This window comes from Actinophytocola glycyrrhizae (assembly GCF_042653545.1).
In the GTDB taxonomy this organism is placed as follows: Bacteria; Actinomycetota; Actinomycetes; order Mycobacteriales; family Pseudonocardiaceae; genus Actinophytocola; species Actinophytocola glycyrrhizae.
The window spans coordinates 445,161-463,927 of the sequence record NZ_JBHSIS010000017.1 but is presented as its reverse complement, the minus strand read 5'-3'; the positions used below and the strand labels follow the sequence as shown (position 1 = coordinate 463,927).

Sequence of the window (18,767 nt, the reverse complement as noted above, 5' to 3'; positions counted from 1 at the left end):
ATCTACACCACCGCGTCAGCGGCCTGAAAACAGTCAGCCCCCGGTGACAACCGAAGTCTGGGCAGACCCTCTCGTCGTCAGATGACGCCCCATCGCGAGATGCAGGGCTGTCACCATGGGCCACCGTCGCCGACGTCTGGTGCCGAGGGGTGCGCCAGACCCCGACGCGGGTAGCGGTGGAGCCTGGAGATGCCCAGGCTCAGCCGTGTGGCTTCGGTTGCGGCGGACTGAACATTTGTTTAGTCTCGGGTCGTGCCAGTTCCCGATGAGTCGAGCGCTCGCATCCGGATCCGGGACGCGGCGCTGGAGCGGTTCGGACGCGACGGCGTGAACCGGGTGACGATCCGGGCGATCGCGGCCGATGCCGGCGTCTCGCCCGCGCTGGTGGTGCATCACTTCGGGTCGAAGGAGGCGCTTCGCCGGGAGTGCGACGCGTACGTTGTGGCGACGATGCGCGGCGACGACACCGACGAGTTGGCGGATGCGGCAGCGGGCAACGCCCGCGGGCTTTCCAGGATGCTCGATGCGGCCGCGCCGGTGCGCCGCTACCTGGCCCGAGCGTTCCTCGATGGCTCGCCCGAGGCCGCGGCGCTGTTCGACGAGATCGTCGATCTCACGGGCGCATGGCTCGCCGAGGGCGAACGAGAGGGGCGTGTCCGTGTCACCGAGGATCCGCGCACGCGTGCGGTGGTCTATGTGACCTGGTTGTTGGCGCCGCTTGTGTTCGACGAGCATGTCGCGCGTGTGCTCGGTGTCGAGGATCTGCACGACGTCGACGTGACGCTGCGGTTCTCTCGGGTGGCGATCGAGATGTTCACCCACGGCATCTTCAGCGACGAACGCGCGCTCGACGCGTGGGACGCGGTCAGCAAGGAGCGCGAATCATGAAAGCCCTCATCTTCACTCACGGCACCCGTGATGATGCCGTTCGGCATCCCGAAGACGCTCAATCAGCCATGAAGGGCTACCGAAAGGTCCCACGGTGATCACGACGACGGCACCTGACGGCAGCAGTGTGCGTGCGTACGACGAAGGACAGGGGCCGGTGATCCTGTTCCTGCACGGCGGTATGGACGAGGGTGCGTCGTGGATGAGGGTCGCTGCCCGGCTCAGATCGCGGTTCAGGGTGCTGCGACTGCACCGCCGGCAGTACCGGCTAGACCTCAAGACCGGTGAAGTGTGCACGATGGCTGAGGAACTTGAGCATGTCCGCGCCCTGGTGAAGCTGATCGACGAGCCGATGCTGATCGTCGGGCACTCGTCCGGTGCGGTGCTGGCGTTGGAGGCGCTGGTGGCGTTGCCCGAGGCGTTCGCAGGTGCAGTGCTGTACGAACCGCCCTGCGTGATTGGACCGCCGCTCGGTGGAGAGGCGTTGACGCGGGCGCAGGTCGCCATGACTGCCGGAAACCCGGGCAGGGCGATGGCGATCTTCCTGCGCGACATTGTGCGGGCCCCGGCGTGGGTCGCCTGGATGTCGGGGGCCTCCGTCCCTCTGATTCCTCGGATGGGCCGGCTCGCCCCGCATCAGCTCGACGACTGCGCGGCCATCGACGAGGTGGGCCTCCGGCTGGATGCGTACGCGCGAATCGACGTGCCCGTCGTCCTGCTCGGCGGCGAACGGAGCCCGGCACACCTGGGCGAACGGCTGGATGCGCTGGAACACGCCATGCCGAACACCCAACGCGTGCGGCTGCGCCGCCAAGGCCACGCGGCGAACAACCTCGCACCGGCCAGGGTGGCCGAGGTCATCGCCAGGCTCGGCGACAAGGTGCTGCGAAAGCGGTCACAGTAGTTTGCGGCCAGATGCCATGCCGGTGGCGACCCCTGATCACCGGCCCCGGCATGAGCACCCCTGTCCGGATCGAGATGAACATCCATGCCCCGCCTGAGCGTGGTAGGTGAGCTCGTCCAGCAGTCGCGCGTGCCCGGCCAGGACGAGGGTGCCGGTCACCGAGGTCGACGTCGTCCAGCTGGAGCTCGCGGACCGTTCTCGGTCGAGCGGCGCGGGCGGCGGCCAGGACGAGGATGAGCCGGTCCGCCGGTGTGGTGGCGACAGCCTCGACCGTGTTTCTCCGCGAGAACCGACCGCACCCCGCTCGGCGGGCAAGCTTGTGTTCGCGAGCGCGCCTGGGGCTCCGGGGCAGGGCGGGCCTTCCTCGACTGCGCTCGACGCTGCCAGCGGTGGCCTGGTACGGCGCCGCGCTGCTGTTGTGCGGTGTTGTGGTCGGCGTGCTCCGGCAACTCCAGCTGAACGCGAACCAGCGCACGCCGTCCCTCCGCCCGGAACGCTTTCCCGCCGGGAGAAGGCGATCGACGAGCAGCAGGATCCGAAGTTCGTCGTCTACCAGCGTCCGGCAAGCAAGAAAGACGCGGACCCGTTGGATCTGCTCACAGGGAGACGAAATACCCCTCGCCGTTCGTGGGCAGCGGTCAGCTGGTCCACCGCTGGCGGCCGCCGATGACCGTGCAGCTGCTCCGGCCGGACCTGGCGAACCTGCTGGACATGGCAGCGCGAGAACACGCGAAACCGCCACCCCCGCCTGGCTTCTCTGACCGACCGCGAACGCGAGGTGACGCCCCTGACGGCTGCCGGCCTGTCGAACGACGAGATCGCCGCACGCCCGGTGTCGGCCCCCGCGACCGCGAAGCCCACGTGCGCCGCATCATGACGAAGCTGGACGTCAGGGGCCGCGCACAAGCAGTGGGAATGGCGTACGAATCGGCCATGGTGACCCCGCGCTGGCTGGGCTGCCCCCGGCCGTTCTCGTCCTCTCCTTCGCCTGACCCACCTCGGATGAAGACGGATCGAGGACGGGCCGGGGATGGTGGCCGGTAGAACGTTTGTATGCGACAGGCTGGAACTCTCCATTCCGAAGTGACAGACGCCGGCGGGACGGCGACAATCGTTGCCGCGCGGCGGGTTGTGCAGGCTCGGCGGGATGCCTGGGAGCGGATGACGATCCTGTCGCCGGATACCGGTGTCGTCGACTATCCCGCGTATTCCGCCGGTGTCGACAAGGCACTCACCGTGATCAGTGCCGGGTTTCCGGAGACGCTCCGGTCCGTGCCCTCCGCCGGGGCGGTCTATCCCTTCGAGCTTTACATCCTCGCGCACGAGGGTGACGGGCCCGGACTGTTCCACGTCGATCCGGCTCGGCGGGTTTGTCGGCGGATCGCGGTCGGGCCCGCTGAGTGGGACGCCATGGGGTTGCCGTCGCTCGCGGCCGGGGACGCGCTCCTGTTCGTGGTCAGCCGGCCGTGGTTGTCCATGCGCAAGTACGGCGATCGCGGCTATCTCTACACGCAGATCGACGTTGCGCACCTCGCTGCCAATCTTGTCGGTATCGCCGGGGATCTCGGGTTCACCGCCGGGTTGCGACTGGGGTTCGCGCGTGGGCTTGTCGCGGACATCCTGGACATCGGCAGCCGGTGCCGGGAGGTCCACTCTGTACTGCACCTCTCCTCGGGGGATGCCGACGGCGTCACGGGGTGGGCCATGCGTGACGCCCGAGGTGCCGACGCCGGTGTGGAGGGCCCCTCCTGGCTCGAGGCCGCCTGCTGGACCTCCCTGTCGCCGTTGCTCGACCGGCTCGGCCACGAGGACACCGGCGCCGTCGCGGTCTCGGCCCGAGCGCTCACCTCCCTGCGCGGGGAGTTCGGGGAGCCGTTCCACTCGGGCGCGGGCTGGACCGCCCTGTCGCGAAATCGTCGTTCCAGCAAGGAGTTCGCCCAGAGCGGGCTGGGACGTTCCCTCCTGTGGCGGGCCTTGGCCGCCTGCCAGTCGCCGCTCGTCACCGACGTTGCCGGGGGCCAGGTCGGGCTCACCCTCCTTGTGCGGGACGTGCCCGGGCAGGCGCCCGGGGTTTATCCGCTGACCGGCGACGGGGCTGACGTGCCAGGAGTTGTGCCCAGTGGCGAGGAGATCGTGCACGCCTGCATGCACCAGGCTCATCTGCGCAACGCCGCCGCTTTCGTTGTGATGCACACGGAGCGGGACGTGCTCGTCGCCGAGGGGCGGGGGATGCGGGACACGTTGTTCCGTGTCGGTGCGCTCGGGCAGCTGCTCTACCTCGGTGCCACCGATGCCGGGGTCGGTGTCACCGGGGTCGGCGGGTTCGACGCCGAACGGTGGCGGCGGCTGGCACGGCTGTCCCTAGACCAGGAGCCGTTGTATCTCGTTGCTTTCGGGGCCGACGACGCGGCCGAGGTCAAGTGGGACCAGTTGCAGACCGCCTACGCACAGAACGAGCGGTGACCATGATCGCGGAACTCCTCTTCGACGCGGCCGAACGGTTCGGGGACCGGGTAGCGGTCGCCGACCGGGACGAACGTCTCACCTATCGACAGCTGGCTGACCGGGTTCGGGAGACCGGCATTCCCGGGGCTCCTTACCGGGTCGGGTTGATGGCGGAGAACTCGGTCGCCTATGTGTGTGCCTACTTCTCGGTGTTGCGCTCCGGGGCGATTCCCTTCCTCATCGACTACAACTTCGGGCCCCGGGAGCTTGGCGTCATCGCTGTGGACTGTGGGCTCGACGTCGTGGTGCACGACGGCCGGGACGTGACCGGGGAAGCGCGCGGGACGGTCGGCGGGCTGCGTGTCACCGCGCTCACGCCGCCACAGGACGCGCCGCGGCCCCTGCCGGACACCGCCGTCTGCCGGTTCACTTCCGGGTCCACCGGGAAGCCGAACTGCATCGAGTTCTCCGGCGACGCGGTGGTCAGTGCGGCACGGAACTGGGCGAACGGCACCGGGCTCACCGCCGACGACCGGATCGCCTGCTTCGCCGCCCTCTCCAACGGGCTCGCCTTCAACACCTCCCTGCTGGCCGCGTTCCTGACCGGTGCGGCGCTGCACCTCGATCGAGGGCTGCCCACCGGCGGGCGGCTCGCGCGGACGTTGCGGGACGTCGGCGCCACCCGGCTGGTCGGGTTTCCCGCGCTGTACGAATCCCTGTTGCGGCGACCCGATCCGCGTCCGGCGGTCGGAGGGTTGCGGGTCGCGATCTCGTCCGGTGCGCCACTCGACGACGAGTCCGGCGCGCGGTTCGCGAGGCTGACCGGGGTGCCGATCAGCAACTACTACGGCGTCGCCGAGGCCGGACCGCTCACCTTTCCCACCGGCGACGTCACCGGCGGGCTCGGGTCGCCGTTGCCGGGGGTGCGGCTCGTGGCCGGCACTGCCGGCGCGTCTGCGGAGATCCGGGTGCGCAGTGAGTCGATGGGCTCGCGGTATCTCAACGCGCCCGGGATGTTCGAGGCGCGGCTCGACGACCAGGGGTACTACCGCACCGGCGACGAGGGGTTCCTGACCGACGGCGCCCTGTACCTGTCCGGCCGGACCGACCGGATGATCAACGTCGCCGGACGCAAGGTCGATCCGATCGAGGTCGCCGGTGTGCTCGGGCAGGCCGACGGCGTGCGGGAGTGCGTCGTGTTCGAGGCGGCCGGGCAGCACGGGGAACCGGTGGTCGCCGCCGTCGTCGTCGGGGACGGTCTGGACCTCGGCGCGCTACGCCTGCGGTGCTCGGCCGAACTCGCCGGGTACAAGGTCCCGGGATTCCTCCTCGCGGTGCGGGAGATCCCGCGCAACGGCATCGGCAAGCCGGCGTTGCCGGCGTTGCGCCGCCTCGTCGAACAGCAGGCCGTCACCACCTGACACACGTCAATCCCAGGAGAACAAGGACACATGGACACCGCTCTGCACGACCAGCTCGCACGACTCGTCGTCAAGTCGGGCGACGGCAACATCACGGAGAAGGACCTGGCCGCCGCGGGCGGCTCGCTCAAGGCGCTCGCCTACTCGTCGTTGTCGTTCATGCGGTTGATCGACGCCATCGAGAACGAGCTGGGCGTGTACATCGACCCCGAGGCCGCCGTCAGCCGCTTCGAGACCGTCGCGGGCATCGCCGACCTCGTCCGCGAGAGCCAGGATGACTGACGCCCGGCCGTCCATCGGGGTGGTCGGGCTCGGCGGACTCGGGCGGACCGTGGTCGCCACCTGCGCGGCCGCCGGGCTGCCTGTCGTGCTCACCGCGTCCCTCGGGACCGGGTGGCGTGCGGACGCCGTGCCGGATGTGCTCGTCGACGCCAGCGGGCCCGGCGCGCTGACGGAGGTCGTGGCGTACTGCCGCAACAGCAGGACCGCGCTCGTCGAATGCGTGTCCAATTTGGATGACGATCAGTGGGTCACGGTCACCGGGCTGGCCGAGGAGGTGCCCGTGGTGCGGGCGACCAACCTCGCGCTCGGCCATCACCTGCAGACCGCGCTGGTCCGGCGGGCCGCGGAACTGGTCGCGAGTGGCCCGTTCGCTCCGGTGGCCAGCATCCGGGAGCGGCACCCGGCGACCAAGGCGCACCGGCCGAGCGCCACCGCGGGCAAGCTCGCCGGGTCGTGGGCCGCCGTGTCGGGCGAGGAGGTCACCGAGATCTGCGTGGAGCGGTCCGGCCTGCCCGTCAGTGACCACGAGGTGGTGCTGACCTGGGGCGGCGAAACGCTGACGGTCGGCCACGCGGTCGGTTCCTTCGCCGCGGCGGCGCACGGAGCGGTGGCCGCCGCGCGCTGGGTGACAGGCAGGCCGCCCGGTCTGCATTCCGTACAGAGCATGTACGACGAGCTGATGGTGAAGGAGACGCCATGCCCATGACGGACACCCGCAGGGAGAACTGGGCCGCCACCCCGGTGGGGCGGCGGCTCGCGACGCAGCTCTCGCAGGGCGCGCGGATGCTGTCCCTGGACGGTCACGACGACTTCAACCAGGGCCAGATCTCGGCGCGCACGCCCGGCGCCGACACGTTCGTCATCAAGAACGCGCTCGTCGGGTTCGACGAGTCGACCCCGGACGCCGTGGTCGAGGCGAGCACCGACCTCGACGTCGAGCCCTCACCGCTCGCGCCGCCGGAACTGCCGCTGCACCAGGCGATCTACCGTGCGCGTCCGGACGTCAACGGCATCGTGCACAGCCACGCGCCGCACACGCTGGTCTTCGGTGCCACCGACTTGGAGCTGCGGCCGGTGTCCCATGACGGGGCGTGTTTCGCGGGCAGCACCGGGATGTACACGACGACGAGCAACACGGTGCTGGACATCGAGACCGGCGAGCAGATCGCCGAGGCGCTCGCCGACGGCAACGCGGTCTTCCTGCGCAACCACGGCGGTGTCGTGGTCGGCAAGAGCGTCCGGCACGCCGCCGTGTTCGCGCAGGTGCTGGAGCGGGCATGCCGCCTGCAGCTGCTCGCCGAGAGCTCCGGGGTGCGCTACGCGTGGTCGACCGAGCTGGACGTGAAGCTCAAGCAGGACTTCATCTACGCGGACCTGTCCGTCCGGTCCTACTGGGACTACGCCGTGCGGCGGGTCGGACGCGAATGGCCGGAGTCCCTGACGTGGCCGAAGAACTGAACGGGAAGGAACGGTAGACAAGTGTCGACAGCAACCCCGGTCCAGCAGGACCTGGCCCCGGCGCCGAGGAACGGGCTCCTGCCGGTGTCCGCCACCCAGGAGGAACGGCTGGCCACCGGCAGGCACACCCAGTTCGTCAACCAGAAGATCGCCGCCGGGATGGTGTTCGAAGGGCCGGTGGACGTCGCCGCGCTGGAGCGGGCGGTCGTCGCGGTGACGGCACGGCACGAGTCTGTCAGGGCGGTGTTCCCGGTCGACCCCAGCGGGCACCGCATGCGGATCCTGCCCGAGATCGCCGAACCGCTGCGGTTCGAGTCCGTCGAGGACCGGCCCGCGCAGACGCGGATGGACGCTGCGCTCGCGCGGCTCGTCGAGTACGCGTGCGAGCCGTTCGACCTGGAGCACGGGCCGATGTTCCGCGCGATGCTGGTGCGGCTGGACGAGCACCGGCACGCGCTGGGCATGACCACCGATCACATCGTCATCGACGCGTGGTCCGTCCGGCTGATGATCAACGACCTGCTGGAGCTGTACCGGTCGCTGGTCACAGGTGAGCAGGCCAGGCTACCGGAGCTGACCGTCCAGTACCCGGACTACGTGGTGTGGCAGAACAATCACCTCCAGGGCAAGATGCTGGAACGGATGGTCGGCTACTGGCGCCGCAAGCTCGACGGGATCGACCCCATCCCCGCGTCCGGGCTGAGCGACCCGGACGGCGGCTCCGGTGAGCAGCCGCGGCTGGTCAAGCACAAGGCCGTGCTGGATCCGGTGTTCACCACGAGGATGGACGCGTTCGCCGAGGTCGAGCGCACGTCGTCGACGGCCGTGATCGGCGCCGCGGTGAAGGCGGCCGCACGCAGGCGCCGGCTCGCGACCATGGACCCCGAGCAGGCGGGCGACGTGGCGTTGTTCGGTTCACTCGCCAACCGGACCAGGCCAGAGGTCGAGCACGTGGTCGGTTACTTCGCGACCCCGGCAACCTTCCGGACCTTTGTGGACGGTGCGATGTCGTTCCGCGATGTCGTCGGGCACTCCGGACGCACGTTCTGGGAGGCCATGCGCCACCAGCGCATCCCGCACTCGCTGATCATGAAGGAGCTGGGCAGCCCGCAGTACGGCTCCCGGTTCCGCGACCCGGCGGGGCTGCCGTCCTACCTCGGGTTCGATCTGCTCGACTACACCGACACCCACCTGCCCGCGCCGCCAGGCGTGACCGTGCGCCGGGTCGCCATGCCGATGCCGGAGGTACCCCGCGGCGGGTTGCGTGTGGTCGGCTTCCGCCGCGGCGACGAACTGACCCTCGAACTGCGTTACCGCAGCGACCGGTTCAGTGGGGGCTGGGCGGAGAGCTTCATGACCGACGTCCGGCGTGTGCTCGAAGAGGGGCTCGCCGACCCGGACACGACGGTCGACCAGGCGATCGGGCACGCCACGTGACCGACTTCCGGATGATCGCCGTCGACCTGGACGGCACGCTGCTGCGCTCCGACCGGTCGATCTCGGCGCGGACCCGCCGGACGGTGGCCGCCGCCCGCGACGCCGGGATGCACGTGGTGTTCGTGACCGTCCGGCACCCGGACGCGATCGCGAAATACGTCGACGCGCTGTCACTGACCGGCGAGGCGATCTGCTGTGGCGGGTCGGCCGTCTGCGAGGTGCCATCCGGGAAACTGCTGTGGCACCGGTCGATCCCCGCACGGGACGCGGCGACGGTCGCGGGCAGGTTGATGGACGCCTACCCCGGGCTGCGGTTCGGCTGGGTGCCGGAGACCGGCGCGCTCGGTTACGACACCCGGTACACTGCGCCGCTGCTGATCGGCCCCGCGTACCGGGGCGACCCCCGCGAGATCGACCGGCCGGTGTTGAAGCTGTGGGCGATCGGCCAGGAACTGGAGGGCGAGCTGCCCGCCGGTGTGCCGGACCTGATCGCCGGTCGCGCCGAGGTCAACCACCACGACAAGGGCGTCGTCGACCTGGTCGTGCCGGGAGTGTCCAAAGTGGGCACTCTGGCGAAACTGTGTGCGGACAAGGGCATCAGCGCCGACGCCGTTATCGCGTTCGGGGACACCTTCGCCGACCTCGGCATGATCGAGTGGGCCGGGCACGGCGTGTTCATGGCCAACGCGCGACCCGAACTGCACGAGCACGCCGACGAGATCGCCCCGAGCTGCGACGCCGACGGCGTCGCCGTGGTCCTCGAACGCGTCCTTGGCATGAAGGAGCTGGTGTGAAAGTCCACCGCGAGTTGCCGACCGGCGAGGCCGCGAGTCTCGTCGGGCTGGCCGAGGAGATAGCGGACGGCGAGCTGACACCCCGTGCCGACGAGTTCGAGGCCCGAGGCGAGTTCCCCCGCGACGTCCTCCGCACGCTTGGCGATGCCGGCTTCCTTGGCCTGCCCTACCCGGAGGAGTACGGCGGTGGCGGCGTGCCGTTCGAGGTGTACGTACACGTGCTGGAGACCCTCTCCCAGCGGTGGCTGTGTGTCGCCGAGTCGGTGTACGTGCACACGCTGTCGTGCTACCCGCTGTTCACGAACGGCACCGACGAGCAGCGCAGACGCCTTCTCCCCGACATGATCGGCGGCGCACTGCTCGGTGCCACCTGTCTGTCCGAACCGGACGCGGGCTCCGACGCGGCTTCGGTGTCGACCAAGGCCGTCAAGGACGGCGACGACTACATGCTCGACGGAACCAAGTCGTGGACCACCCACGGTGGTGTCGCCGACTTCTACACCGTCTACGGGCGCACGGGCGGCCCCGGCGCGCGCGGCCTGTCGTGTCTCCTTGTCGACGCGACGACTCCTGGCGTGCTGCCGCAGAAGCGGGAACACAAGATGGGCGTCACGTCGTCGCCGACCGCACAGATCGTGTTCGACGGTGCCCGTGTGCCTGCCGACCGCCGGATCGGCCGTGAAGGCAAGGGTTTCCTGATCGGCATGACCGCCTTCGACGTCGGCAGGCTGTCGAACGCCGCGTGCGCGGTCGGGCTCGCGCAGGCCGCGCTGGACTACGCGGTCGCGTACGCGCGCACCAGGGAGCAGTTCGGTCAGCCGATCATCTCCTTCCAGGGCATCGGGTTCATGCTCGCGGACATGGCGACCCAGGTCGCCGCCGCACGCGCGCTCGTCCTGCGCGCCGCCCGCCTCCGCGACCGCGGCGAACCGCACTCCGTCGAGGCAGCCAAGGCGAAACTGTTCGCCACCGACACCGCGATGCGCGTCACCACCGACGCCGTCCAGGTCCTCGGCGGCTACGGCTACGTCAAGGACCACCCCGTCGAACGCTGGATGCGCGAGGCGAAGCTGCTCCAGATCGTCGAGGGCACCAACCAGATCCAACGAGTCGTGATCTCCGGGGCGCTGTGAGCGGCCGGACCACCGAGGAGCCCATCATGGACAGCGAGAACCCGTTCCACGTTCGCCCGGCGGATCCCCTGGACGTCGTCGTCCACAAAGGAGGGTATGGGGACGCCTACGTCATCGGGGTGGAGGACGAGTACCGTCGGCGCTTCCCGTCGGCGGCGATCACCCACGCAGGCATCAAGAAGGTCAACGCGGTCCTCGAACCGCGGTTCGCGGCAGGCAACCCTCCCGACCTGATCAGTGCGGCGGGCAAGTACTCGATCGACTTCGGGCAGATGGCCGCGGACGGCGCGTTCCTCGACCTCGGCCCGTTCCTGGACGCCCCGTCGCTCGACATCCCTGGCCGCACCGTCCGGGAGACGCTGCTGCCCGGGACGATCGAGGCGGGCACCTACGACGGCACGTGCTTCACGCTCAACTACTCGTGCAACGTCTTCGGTGTGCTGCACAGCCGGTCGCTCTTCCGGCGGCACGGCTGGACAGTGCCCAGGACGTGGGACGGGATGTACGAGCTGTGCGCCGAGATGACGAAGTCGGGCATCGCGCCGTGGACCTACGCCGGTGACTACCTCCTGCCGTTCCTGCGGATGCTGCTGATGACGGCCGTCCGCACCGGCGGGCACCAGGTCATCACCGACATCGACAACCTGGCGCCGAACGCGTGGCGGTCCGAGGCGGTGCTGGAAGCGGCGGCCGCCGTCCGGGTGCTCGCGGACAAGGGCTGGCTCCTGCCCGGTACGGAAGGCATGACGTTCCTGGAGGCACAGGCGGGGTTTGTCGAGGGCAAGGCGGCGTTCATCCCCTGCGGTTCCTGGCTCGAGAGCGAGATGCGCGACCAGTTGCCAACCGACTTCGAGATGGTGCTGTCGCCGAGCCCGATGCTGTCGGAGAACGGCGTGGTGCCCTACTCGGCCGTGGTCGCCGGTGCCGCGGAGCCGTTCGCGGTGCCGGCCAAGGCGGCCAACGCCGCGGGCGGGTTCGAGCTGCTCCGGCTGCTCACCTCCCGCGCGGGCGGGCGGCGGTTCACCGAGGCGACGTCCGCACCGAGCAACGTCGCGGGCGCGGCGGACGGCGTCGGTGGCTCGACATTGCTGGCCTCGGTTCGCGACGTGCTCGACGCGGCGGGCGACAACACGTGCTTCCTCATGTTCTTCCTGTGGTACCGGGACCCCTACTACGCGATCGGTGACGTCACCGCCCGGCTGATGAGGCGCGAGCTGTCCGTGCGGGAGTGGGGCGACGAGTGCCAGGCGCTCGTGGACGCGGTGGCCGCCGACCCGTCGGTGCCGAAGTACCGGCGATGAACGCGCGCGAGAGGGCTGGACTGACACCATGAACACCCAGGAGATCTTCGGCTGGCTCGGCGGTTCCGCCGGTGCGATTCTGCTCTACCCGCAGGTCTGGCGGATCTGGAAGGGTCGTCAGCACAGCGGTCTTTCCGTGCAGGCCAACACGATCAGCGCGCTCTACTCGTTCGGCTGGGTCGTGTACGGCATCAGCATCGCCAGCCCGTCGGTGGTCGTCACGAACCTGAACGGGTTGCTCGGCATGCTGCTCATCCTGGTGGGCAACGTCTGGTTCGCGCGGCCGCTGACGCGGCGCTGGCTGCCGGTTCTGCTGGCGGGCCTGGTGATCCTGCTCGGCACGCGGTTCCTGTTCGGCGCGGCGGTGATGGGGTCGATCGTGGCCGCGGGCGCGATCATCTCGATCGGCACGCAGGTGCTGCACCTGGTCCGGCGGCGGCGCCGGGGCGACTACGACGTACGCGGGGTGTCCCGGTTGCGATGGGGGCTCGGTGTCTTCTGCAACTCGATGTGGACGGTCTACGCGGTCATCGGCTGGGACATGGTGATGCTGGTGCCCGCCGCGGTGAACACCGTCCTCTCGACGATGGTGCTCATCCTGACCATCCCGCCGAAGGAGCGGGAGCAGGTCACCGCCGCGGTCCTGCCCGCCGTCGCGGTGGCCGACGGTGACGCGGGTCGATGACGCTTTCGGAGATTCTGCCGTCGCTTGGCGGGATGCTGGTCACCCGGCTCGAACCAGAGACGTGGCCCTCGGGCACGACCCGCACGCCGGACGGTGACCTGGTCGTCGGCGGCGTCGGGCTGAACGCGCTCGCCGACCGGTTCGGCACTCCGCTGCACGTGCTGGACGATGCGGAGCTGCGCGCGCGGTGCCGGGACTACCGGAACGCGTTGCCGGACGCGGAGATCATGCTCGCGGGCGACCAGTTCGTCCCCTCGTCGAATGCGCTGCGGTGCCTCGCCGAGGAGGGCATGGCGCTCGCGGTCGGCTCGGGGCGGGACGCGGCGCTGGCCCGTGCGAACGGGGTGCCCGCCCACCGTCTGCTCGTCGCCGGTTCCCCGGCCGGCGGCGAGCAGGCCATCGCCGGTGGCTGCGGCCGGGTGACCGTCGGGACGCTGCGGGACGTCCGTGCCGTCGCGCGGTTCGCGGACGGGCGCCAGGACGTGCTCGTGGACGTCGGCCGCCGCCGAGGAGCCGGGGTGCTGATCGACTATGACCGGGCGATGAGCGTGGTGCGACGGCTGCTCGCCGAGGAGTCGTTGCGGTTCACCGGACTGCGGTGCGTGGTCGTGCCGGGGACGGACGTACCCGGGATCGAGGCCGTCGTGCGGCGGCTGGTCCGGTTGACGATCGAGATGCGCGACACCTACGGCGTGGCCACGCGGGAGCTGGGGATCGCGGGGGAACATCGCGGGACCGGCGGGTTCGACCTGCGCGGGTTCGCGGCGCGGGTGACTATCGCACTGGGGCTGGAGTGCGCGCGGCACCGGCTGCGGCCACCGCGCTTGCTCGTCGAGCCGGGCCGGGCGTTCACGGCGCGGGCCGGGGTCGCGGTGCGGCGGGTGGTCGCGGTCGCGGACGGGCGGCTCGTGGTCGTCGACGGGCCGGTCGGCAGCCGGCGAGCGCAGGTGACGGGGCGGTCGGCGGCCAGGGACACGCGTGCGCTCACCGTGGTCGGGTGGGACGGGTCCTCGGTGGACGGCGTGCGCCTGCCCGCCGACGTCCAGGCCGGTGACCTGCTCGCGTTCGCCGGCGCGGACACGTCCAGGTGGGTGCCGCTGGTGACCGTGGCCACCGGGGTGGCGCGAGCAGAGGTGGCGGGGGATGACGTCGTCAGCGCTCGGTGAGGTGCGTGCGGCCCTGCCGGAGACGTCGCGGCTGGTGGTCGGCGATCGCCTGTTCCCGGTGCACGTCACGGTCCTGGCCGACCACACCCGGAGCTTCGTCCTCGAACTCGGGCAGACGGACCTGCGCCGGGTGCGGGGGCCAAGAGCCTGGGACGGTGGGCTGCGGATCGAGGTGGACGGCGCGCTGCTCGGCGCGGTGCGGGCCGGGTACGCCTCCGGCACCGAGACGGTGATGTCCGGCAGGGCTCGGGCCGTCGGCGCGTGGTCGTCGGTGACCCGTGCCGCCGCGGGCGCGACGGCCGGGCCGTTCTTCCAGGCGTGGTGCCAGGCGATGAGCACGGTGCCCGCGTCCGATGTGGTCGTGCCCGGCGACGGGCCGCCGCTCGTCGCCGTGCTCGGATCGACCAACGACGAGGACGGCCGCCTCAGTCCCATGGCCGTCGATCGGCTGCTGGCCGCCGCGGACCTCGTCCGTGCCGACCCGACGGCTCGGCTCGTGCTGACCGGTGGGTTCGGGTCGCACTCCAATCCGGCGCCGCTGCCGCACTGGCAGTACGCGGTGCGATTCCTTGAACAGCAGGGGATGCCGCGCGAGACGGTCGTGGCGGTGGTGAACTCGCGCCACACCTACGAGGACATCCTGTTGCTACGCGCAGTCGTGCTGGCGCGGCGTCCCGCCGCCGTGACCGTGGTGACCTCGGAGTTTCACGCGACCCGGGTGCGGTGCGTGCTCGACCTCGTGCTGCCTGCCGGGCGGGTGCACGCGGTGCGCAGCGGTGCGGTGCCGAGCGCCCGGCTCGCCGGGCTGCACCGCCACGACCTCGAGGCCTCCGGGAAGACGATCGTCGCCGCGGCGCTGTTCGGACCGGACCGGCTGCGTGGCGCGGCGGTACCCGCGGACCTCGGATGGACCACGTGCTGGAGCGCGCTGTGAGGCACGGGCTCAGCGTCTGCCGTCGACGCCCGTCAGCACTGTCACCGACTCGGGCACGAGATCGACGTCGCCACGCAGGATCGCCGAGTGCAGGTCCTGCAGTTCGGCGCCCGGGTCGAGACCGATTTCGTCGGAGAGCCGGTTGCGCAGGCGGCGGTAGCCGTCCAGCGCCTCGGCGGCGCGGCCGGTGTGGTGGAGCGCGAGCATGAGCTGCGCGACGAAGCGTTCGCGCAGCGGATGCTGGGAGACGAGCGCGGTGAGCTCGCCGATGACCTCGCGGTACCGGCCGAGCCGCAGCTCGACGTCGGCCCACAGTTCGCAGGCGCCGAGGTGTTGTTCGTCGAGCCGCAGCGACGCGGCGGAAAGTGTGTGGCTGCCGATACCGGCCAGCGCGGGGCCCCGTGCGACGTCGATGGTCCGCCGGAAGTAGTCCGCCGCCGCCACGAGGTCACCCGTGGCGAGCGCGGTCCGCGCCTTCGCCGCCCAGGTCCGCGCAACGTCGAGATCGACCGCGACCCGGCCCCGGTCGAGGCGGTAGCAACGGCCGACGGTCGTGATCACCTCGTCGGCGTCGTCGACGCCCGCGCCCGCCAGTGTCCTGCGCAACGCGGAGACCGTGTTCTGCACCTGCCGGATGGCGCTGGCCGGTGGTTCGTCGTCCCACAGCACATCGACCAGCTGGGTGAACGACATGGTGTTGTCGGTGTCGATCGCGAGGGCGCCGAGTGTTTTCTCCGCTTTCCGGCCACCGATCCGGACCGGTTTTCCGTTGATCCACATTTCGAGTGGCCCCAGCACCCGAAGCTGAATTCGTTCCCCGCCGAAGGCTGAGTTCGCTGGTTCGCGATCATCATTCTCGTGTCCTACCAGCATCAAACGCGATCCCATCTCTGCTCAAGTCGTTGCCGCACCAGCGCACCCCAGTGTTGCCAATTGTGTCCCCGATTCGTCCTCGCGGTGTCCTCGCCAAGGCGGGCCGCCATTCGAGGCCAATGCAGAACATGGCCGCCGCACGCCGCGGCAGCCTCTGGGAGATGGCTACAGAATGTCGATTGATCACCCATGAAGGGCGACAAACACTGTTTTTCGGGTCCCCACAGTTGTCGCCGAGATATCTGCCCCCAGAATGTGCGCCCCGCAATGCCCCCATATACGCCGTCGACATGCTAGCAATGCATTGCCGAATCGTCGCTGTGACCGTAATCACGACGGTCGCCAATTCGTGTCGTACCATCGACCGTCAGCTACCGCCAAGAAGGTGATCGTTGGTCCATACGGGGAACGCCTCCCTCACTCGACGTGGTCGACAGCATTGTGCGGTAGCGACACCGCGCCGACAACTGTGCACTGTCACGCTTTCGCCGGACTTTCACCGGGCCGGTTCACGGTGAAAGCGAGTCACCCTCCCGGCGAGGACAAGTCCTCTTTAGGACAACTCCAGGAGTACGGCATCACCATAGGGGGCTACCGGTTGCGACCAAATGACCGCCACAGCCGGACGACGCCATCCCGGGTCGCACGCGAAACCTTCCCGGCATGACCTCACCACCATCACGACTGGCCTCGCGGGCCGGACGCAGCGACGACACTGGCTGGCGCTGGCACTGTGGGCGCCGTCCTGGGCGGCATCACGGTCGCCGCGCGGGCCGTCGGCGCCGACTACCGCGACGATCACACACTCCCGGGCACCGAGTCTCAGCAGGTCACGGACGCGTTCGCGGCGCAGGAGCGGCAACCGGAAGCGATACGGGTGGTGTTCCGGCGCGACTTCGGGATCACCGGCGCGGACACCGTCCTGTCCGAAGTGGAGTGACTGCCGCGAGTGGCGTCCGTGTCGGAGCTGACCACGTCCGGCAGCGGTGAGATCGCGTTCGCGACCGTCACACCGCGGTCGTCCCCGGCCTGATGGCGGCACCGGCCGTGCCCGTCCGCCTGCCCGCCGCCGCGGCCCTGGTCATCACCACGTCGTCGCCGAACACGGCGGTAACCCGGAGGAACGTTGTCCCCCACCACACTCCGCTCAGCGGCGGAGGACCTGGTGGAAGCGATGCACCCCTAGGTATACGCCCGGTCGACCCGGCGAAGGTCGCGCACCGCGGGCACGAGCAGCAGCCCGGCGACCGCCGCGAGCAGCCCGACCCCGCTCACCATCAGCACCGACGACGTGCCGAGCAGGGCGGCGGCCGGCCCGGCGAGCGCCTGCCCGACAGGCGCCATGGCGAGCGACCCGGCGACCTCGTAGGCGTGGATGCGGTTGAGGATCGTGCCGGGCACCTGCGTCTGCACGCTGGTGGACCACATGACACCCCAGAACGCCAGCGCGGCCCCGGAAACCGCGAACCCACCGGCGATGAACGGCACTGACAGTCCGAACGCGACGGACAGTGGCTGGGCCGCGAACCCGAACACCGCGATCCCGCCTGCCAGCAACGGCCGGTCCGGCCGCACCCGCATGGCGATCAGTCCGCCCAGCACCATGCCGAGCCCGCTGACCGAGTTGACCACGCCGTAGACCGTCGAGCCGTGGTCGCCGACGAGCGACGTGGCGACGAGCGGTGTCGTTGGCCCGAACGTGGTGATCCAGAGGATCATCCAGACGAGGATGACGCTCCACATCCATGTCCGCGCGCGAAACTCGCGCCACCCCTCGGCGAGGTCGAGGCCGAACGAGGCCCGCTCCCGTTCCATGGCCTTGCCGAGCCGGAGCCCGAACAGGCAGGCGGCGCTGATCGCGTAGGTGAGCGCGTGCGCGACGAACACCCCACCGACGGTGGTGACCGCGATCAGCGTCCCGGCGACCGCGGGCCCGGCAACGGTCATGACGGACTCGACGGTCCGGATCGCGCCGTTGGCCCCCTGCACGTCCTGGGCGACGCGCGGGATCGTGCTGGCGACACCGGGCTGGAAGAGCGCGGCGCAGATCCCGTTGACGGCACCGATGACGCAGATCTGCCAGAGCACGACGTGCCCGCTGATGAACATGAGGGCGACGAGCGACTGCGTACCGACTCGCACGACGTCGGCCCACACCATGAGCGAACGCGTGTCCACCCGGTCGGCGATCACGCCGCCGAAGATCACGAACCCGGCGAAGCAGGCGGAGAAGGAAGCCATGGCGGCACCCACCGCCCCGGCCCCGTGCCCATACGCGACAAGCCCGGCGGCGAGGGCGACGGGCAACATCATGTCGCCGAGCCGTGCGGCGCCCCGCGCCACGAGGAACAACCAGAAGTTCCTGCCCCACTTACGGACCCGCGGCTTTACCGCTGCCCCGGACGCACTGGACAATCCCCCGCCCCCCTCAGACCGATCTTGCCACCTTACTACCCGGTGCGATATCCACCAACGCACTGCACGAACGGCGCAATCCACCCCCGGCGAAAGCGGCGGCGCCGCCGTGAAATCGGAGTTCCCTGACCTACAGGAATAAAGAACCCCTGAACAAACAAAGTAGGTCAGGACCGTTCAACGCGGTTCACCTCATGAACGGCACAGTGAACTCCAGTTCCACGGCTACGGCCAGGCCGAGACGGTGGCCGCCGGCCGCCGCGTCGTCGGCCACTCCGGCAGCGGCCCGGGCCGGGCGACCGATTCGGACGTGTTCCCCGACGGCGGTCGGGCGGTGGTGGTCCTCGCCAACCACGACACCAGCGTCAGGCCGATCGTGGCGCTGGGGCGGCATTTGGTGACCTGAGCGGGCCCGGTCATTCGGCTGGTAGTGACACGGTGACCGTGAGGCCGCCGCCAGGGCGGGGGCGGGCGGCGGTTGTTCCACCGTGGGCGGTGGCGACGGAGCGGACGATCGACAGTCCGAGGCCGGCGCCCTTGGCGGTCACGAGCCGGTCGGTGGTGTGGTGGCGGAACGGCTCGGACAGGGCGGCGACGCGTCGTCAACCTGTGCGGTAGGGCGGCTACACCG

General features: G+C 70.1%; 20 protein-coding genes. 17 read left to right on the top strand and 3 right to left on the bottom strand.

Annotated features, from left to right (window positions below; genetic code table 11):
* The first annotated feature begins 252 nt into the window (after positions 1-252).
* The 15 genes from ACFPCV_RS28030 to ACFPCV_RS27960 all read left to right on the top strand — a co-directional run bounded on the left by ACFPCV_RS28030 (position 253) and on the right by ACFPCV_RS27960 (position 14,848).
* Positions 253-888, top strand: a complete 636-nt coding sequence (locus ACFPCV_RS28030) for a TetR/AcrR family transcriptional regulator (protein WP_378059348.1) — start codon at positions 253-255, stop codon at positions 886-888.
* Between the two features lie 94 nt (positions 889-982).
* The gene (locus ACFPCV_RS28025; RefSeq protein ID WP_378059347.1) at positions 983-1,792 is read left to right on the top strand and encodes an alpha/beta fold hydrolase; all 810 of its coding nucleotides are present in this window, start codon (positions 983-985) and stop codon (positions 1,790-1,792) included.
* A gap of 778 nt (positions 1,793-2,570) precedes the next feature.
* Complete coding sequence (locus ACFPCV_RS28020) at positions 2,571-2,669, top strand: hypothetical protein (RefSeq protein ID WP_378059346.1); 99 nt, start codon at positions 2,571-2,573, stop codon at positions 2,667-2,669.
* Positions 2,670-2,953: 284 nt separating this feature from the next.
* Entirely contained in the window at positions 2,954-4,255 is a 1,302-nt protein-coding gene (locus ACFPCV_RS28015) for a nitroreductase family protein (protein WP_378059345.1), read from the top strand.
* A 2-nt stretch (positions 4,256-4,257) separates the two neighbouring features.
* On the top strand, positions 4,258-5,658 hold the full coding sequence (locus ACFPCV_RS28010) for a class I adenylate-forming enzyme family protein (RefSeq protein ID WP_378059344.1): 1,401 nt from the start codon (positions 4,258-4,260) through the stop codon (positions 5,656-5,658).
* A 30-nt stretch (positions 5,659-5,688) separates the two neighbouring features.
* Positions 5,689-5,940: a phosphopantetheine-binding protein gene (locus tag ACFPCV_RS28005; RefSeq protein WP_378059343.1), complete on the top strand. Its 252-nt coding sequence runs from the start codon at positions 5,689-5,691 to the stop codon at positions 5,938-5,940.
* The gene (locus ACFPCV_RS28000) at positions 5,933-6,646 is read left to right on the top strand and encodes a dihydrodipicolinate reductase C-terminal domain-containing protein (protein ID WP_378059342.1); all 714 of its coding nucleotides are present in this window, start codon (positions 5,933-5,935) and stop codon (positions 6,644-6,646) included. Before ACFPCV_RS28005 ends, ACFPCV_RS28000 begins: the two co-directional genes overlap by 8 nt.
* Positions 6,637-7,398: a class II aldolase/adducin family protein gene (locus ACFPCV_RS27995; RefSeq protein ID WP_378059341.1), complete on the top strand. Its 762-nt coding sequence runs from the start codon at positions 6,637-6,639 to the stop codon at positions 7,396-7,398. The genes ACFPCV_RS28000 and ACFPCV_RS27995 overlap by 10 nt, the downstream gene beginning before the upstream one ends.
* A gap of 21 nt (positions 7,399-7,419) precedes the next feature.
* Complete coding sequence (locus tag ACFPCV_RS27990; RefSeq protein ID WP_378059340.1) at positions 7,420-8,835, top strand: condensation domain-containing protein; 1,416 nt, start codon at positions 7,420-7,422, stop codon at positions 8,833-8,835.
* On the top strand, positions 8,832-9,629 hold the full coding sequence (locus ACFPCV_RS27985) for an HAD hydrolase family protein (RefSeq protein WP_378059339.1): 798 nt from the start codon (positions 8,832-8,834) through the stop codon (positions 9,627-9,629). Before ACFPCV_RS27990 ends, ACFPCV_RS27985 begins: the two co-directional genes overlap by 4 nt.
* Positions 9,626-10,762 carry an acyl-CoA dehydrogenase family protein gene (locus ACFPCV_RS27980; RefSeq protein ID WP_378059338.1) on the top strand — a complete coding sequence of 379 codons (1,137 nt, stop codon included), beginning with the start codon at positions 9,626-9,628 and terminating at the stop codon, positions 10,760-10,762. The genes ACFPCV_RS27985 and ACFPCV_RS27980 overlap by 4 nt, the downstream gene beginning before the upstream one ends.
* Positions 10,763-10,788: 26 nt before the next feature.
* A complete protein-coding gene (ngcE, locus tag ACFPCV_RS27975) occupies positions 10,789-12,063 on the top strand; it encodes an N-acetylglucosamine/diacetylchitobiose ABC transporter substrate-binding protein (protein WP_378059337.1) in 1,275 nt (424 codons plus the stop codon).
* Positions 12,064-12,091: 28 nt separating this feature from the next.
* Positions 12,092-12,748: a hypothetical protein gene (locus ACFPCV_RS27970; protein ID WP_378059336.1), complete on the top strand. Its 657-nt coding sequence runs from the start codon at positions 12,092-12,094 to the stop codon at positions 12,746-12,748.
* Positions 12,745-13,914, top strand: a complete 1,170-nt coding sequence (locus ACFPCV_RS27965; protein WP_378059335.1) for a hypothetical protein — start codon at positions 12,745-12,747, stop codon at positions 13,912-13,914. The genes ACFPCV_RS27970 and ACFPCV_RS27965 overlap by 4 nt, the downstream gene beginning before the upstream one ends.
* Positions 13,892-14,848 (top strand): YdcF family protein, encoded by a 957-nt coding sequence (locus ACFPCV_RS27960; RefSeq protein ID WP_378059334.1) that lies wholly within the window; start codon positions 13,892-13,894, stop codon positions 14,846-14,848. The genes ACFPCV_RS27965 and ACFPCV_RS27960 overlap by 23 nt, the downstream gene beginning before the upstream one ends.
* A 9-nt stretch (positions 14,849-14,857) precedes the next feature.
* Here the strand turns inward: ACFPCV_RS27960 and ACFPCV_RS27955 are convergent, their stop codons facing one another.
* A complete protein-coding gene (locus ACFPCV_RS27955) occupies positions 14,858-15,646 on the bottom strand; it encodes an AfsR/SARP family transcriptional regulator (RefSeq protein ID WP_378059333.1) in 789 nt (262 codons plus the stop codon).
* Positions 15,647-16,454: 808 nt separating this feature from the next.
* On the opposite strand from ACFPCV_RS27955, the gene ACFPCV_RS27950 reads away from it, so the two are divergent.
* Complete coding sequence (locus ACFPCV_RS27950; protein WP_378059332.1) at positions 16,455-16,661, top strand: hypothetical protein; 207 nt, start codon at positions 16,455-16,457, stop codon at positions 16,659-16,661.
* A 242-nt stretch (positions 16,662-16,903) separates the two neighbouring features.
* On the opposite strand, the gene ACFPCV_RS27945 is transcribed toward ACFPCV_RS27950, so the two are convergent.
* Positions 16,904-18,064, bottom strand: coding sequence for an MFS transporter (locus ACFPCV_RS27945; RefSeq protein WP_378059365.1), 1,161 nt, complete (start codon positions 18,062-18,064; stop codon positions 16,904-16,906).
* Positions 18,065-18,380: 316 nt separating this feature from the next.
* Between ACFPCV_RS27945 and ACFPCV_RS27940 the strand changes: the two genes are divergently transcribed.
* Positions 18,381-18,542: a hypothetical protein gene (locus ACFPCV_RS27940; RefSeq protein WP_378059331.1), complete on the top strand. Its 162-nt coding sequence runs from the start codon at positions 18,381-18,383 to the stop codon at positions 18,540-18,542.
* Positions 18,543-18,552: 10 nt separating this feature from the next.
* Here ACFPCV_RS27940 and ACFPCV_RS27935 read toward each other — a convergent pair whose 3' ends face one another.
* Complete coding sequence (locus ACFPCV_RS27935) at positions 18,553-18,723, bottom strand: sensor histidine kinase (RefSeq protein WP_378059364.1); 171 nt, start codon at positions 18,721-18,723, stop codon at positions 18,553-18,555.
* Between the last annotated feature and the right edge of the window lie 44 nt (positions 18,724-18,767).

Excerpts from the sequence above, each read along its gene's own strand:
- ACFPCV_RS28015 (WP_378059345.1), top strand. The coding sequence starts at position 2,954 with ATGACGATCCTGTCGCCGGATACCGGTGTCGTCGACTATCCCGCGTAT.
- ACFPCV_RS28010 (WP_378059344.1), top strand. The coding sequence starts at position 4,258 with ATGATCGCGGAACTCCTCTTCGACGCGGCCGAACGGTTCGGGGACCGG.
- ACFPCV_RS28005 (WP_378059343.1), top strand. The coding sequence starts at position 5,689 with ATGGACACCGCTCTGCACGACCAGCTCGCACGACTCGTCGTCAAGTCG.
- ACFPCV_RS28000 (WP_378059342.1), top strand. The coding sequence starts at position 5,933 with ATGACTGACGCCCGGCCGTCCATCGGGGTGGTCGGGCTCGGCGGACTC.
- ACFPCV_RS27995 (WP_378059341.1), top strand. The coding sequence starts at position 6,637 with ATGCCCATGACGGACACCCGCAGGGAGAACTGGGCCGCCACCCCGGTG.
- ngcE (WP_378059337.1), top strand. The coding sequence starts at position 10,789 with ATGGACAGCGAGAACCCGTTCCACGTTCGCCCGGCGGATCCCCTGGAC.
- ACFPCV_RS27970 (WP_378059336.1), top strand. The coding sequence starts at position 12,092 with ATGAACACCCAGGAGATCTTCGGCTGGCTCGGCGGTTCCGCCGGTGCG.
- ACFPCV_RS27965 (WP_378059335.1), top strand. The coding sequence starts at position 12,745 with ATGACGCTTTCGGAGATTCTGCCGTCGCTTGGCGGGATGCTGGTCACC.
- ACFPCV_RS27960 (WP_378059334.1), top strand. The coding sequence starts at position 13,892 with ATGACGTCGTCAGCGCTCGGTGAGGTGCGTGCGGCCCTGCCGGAGACG.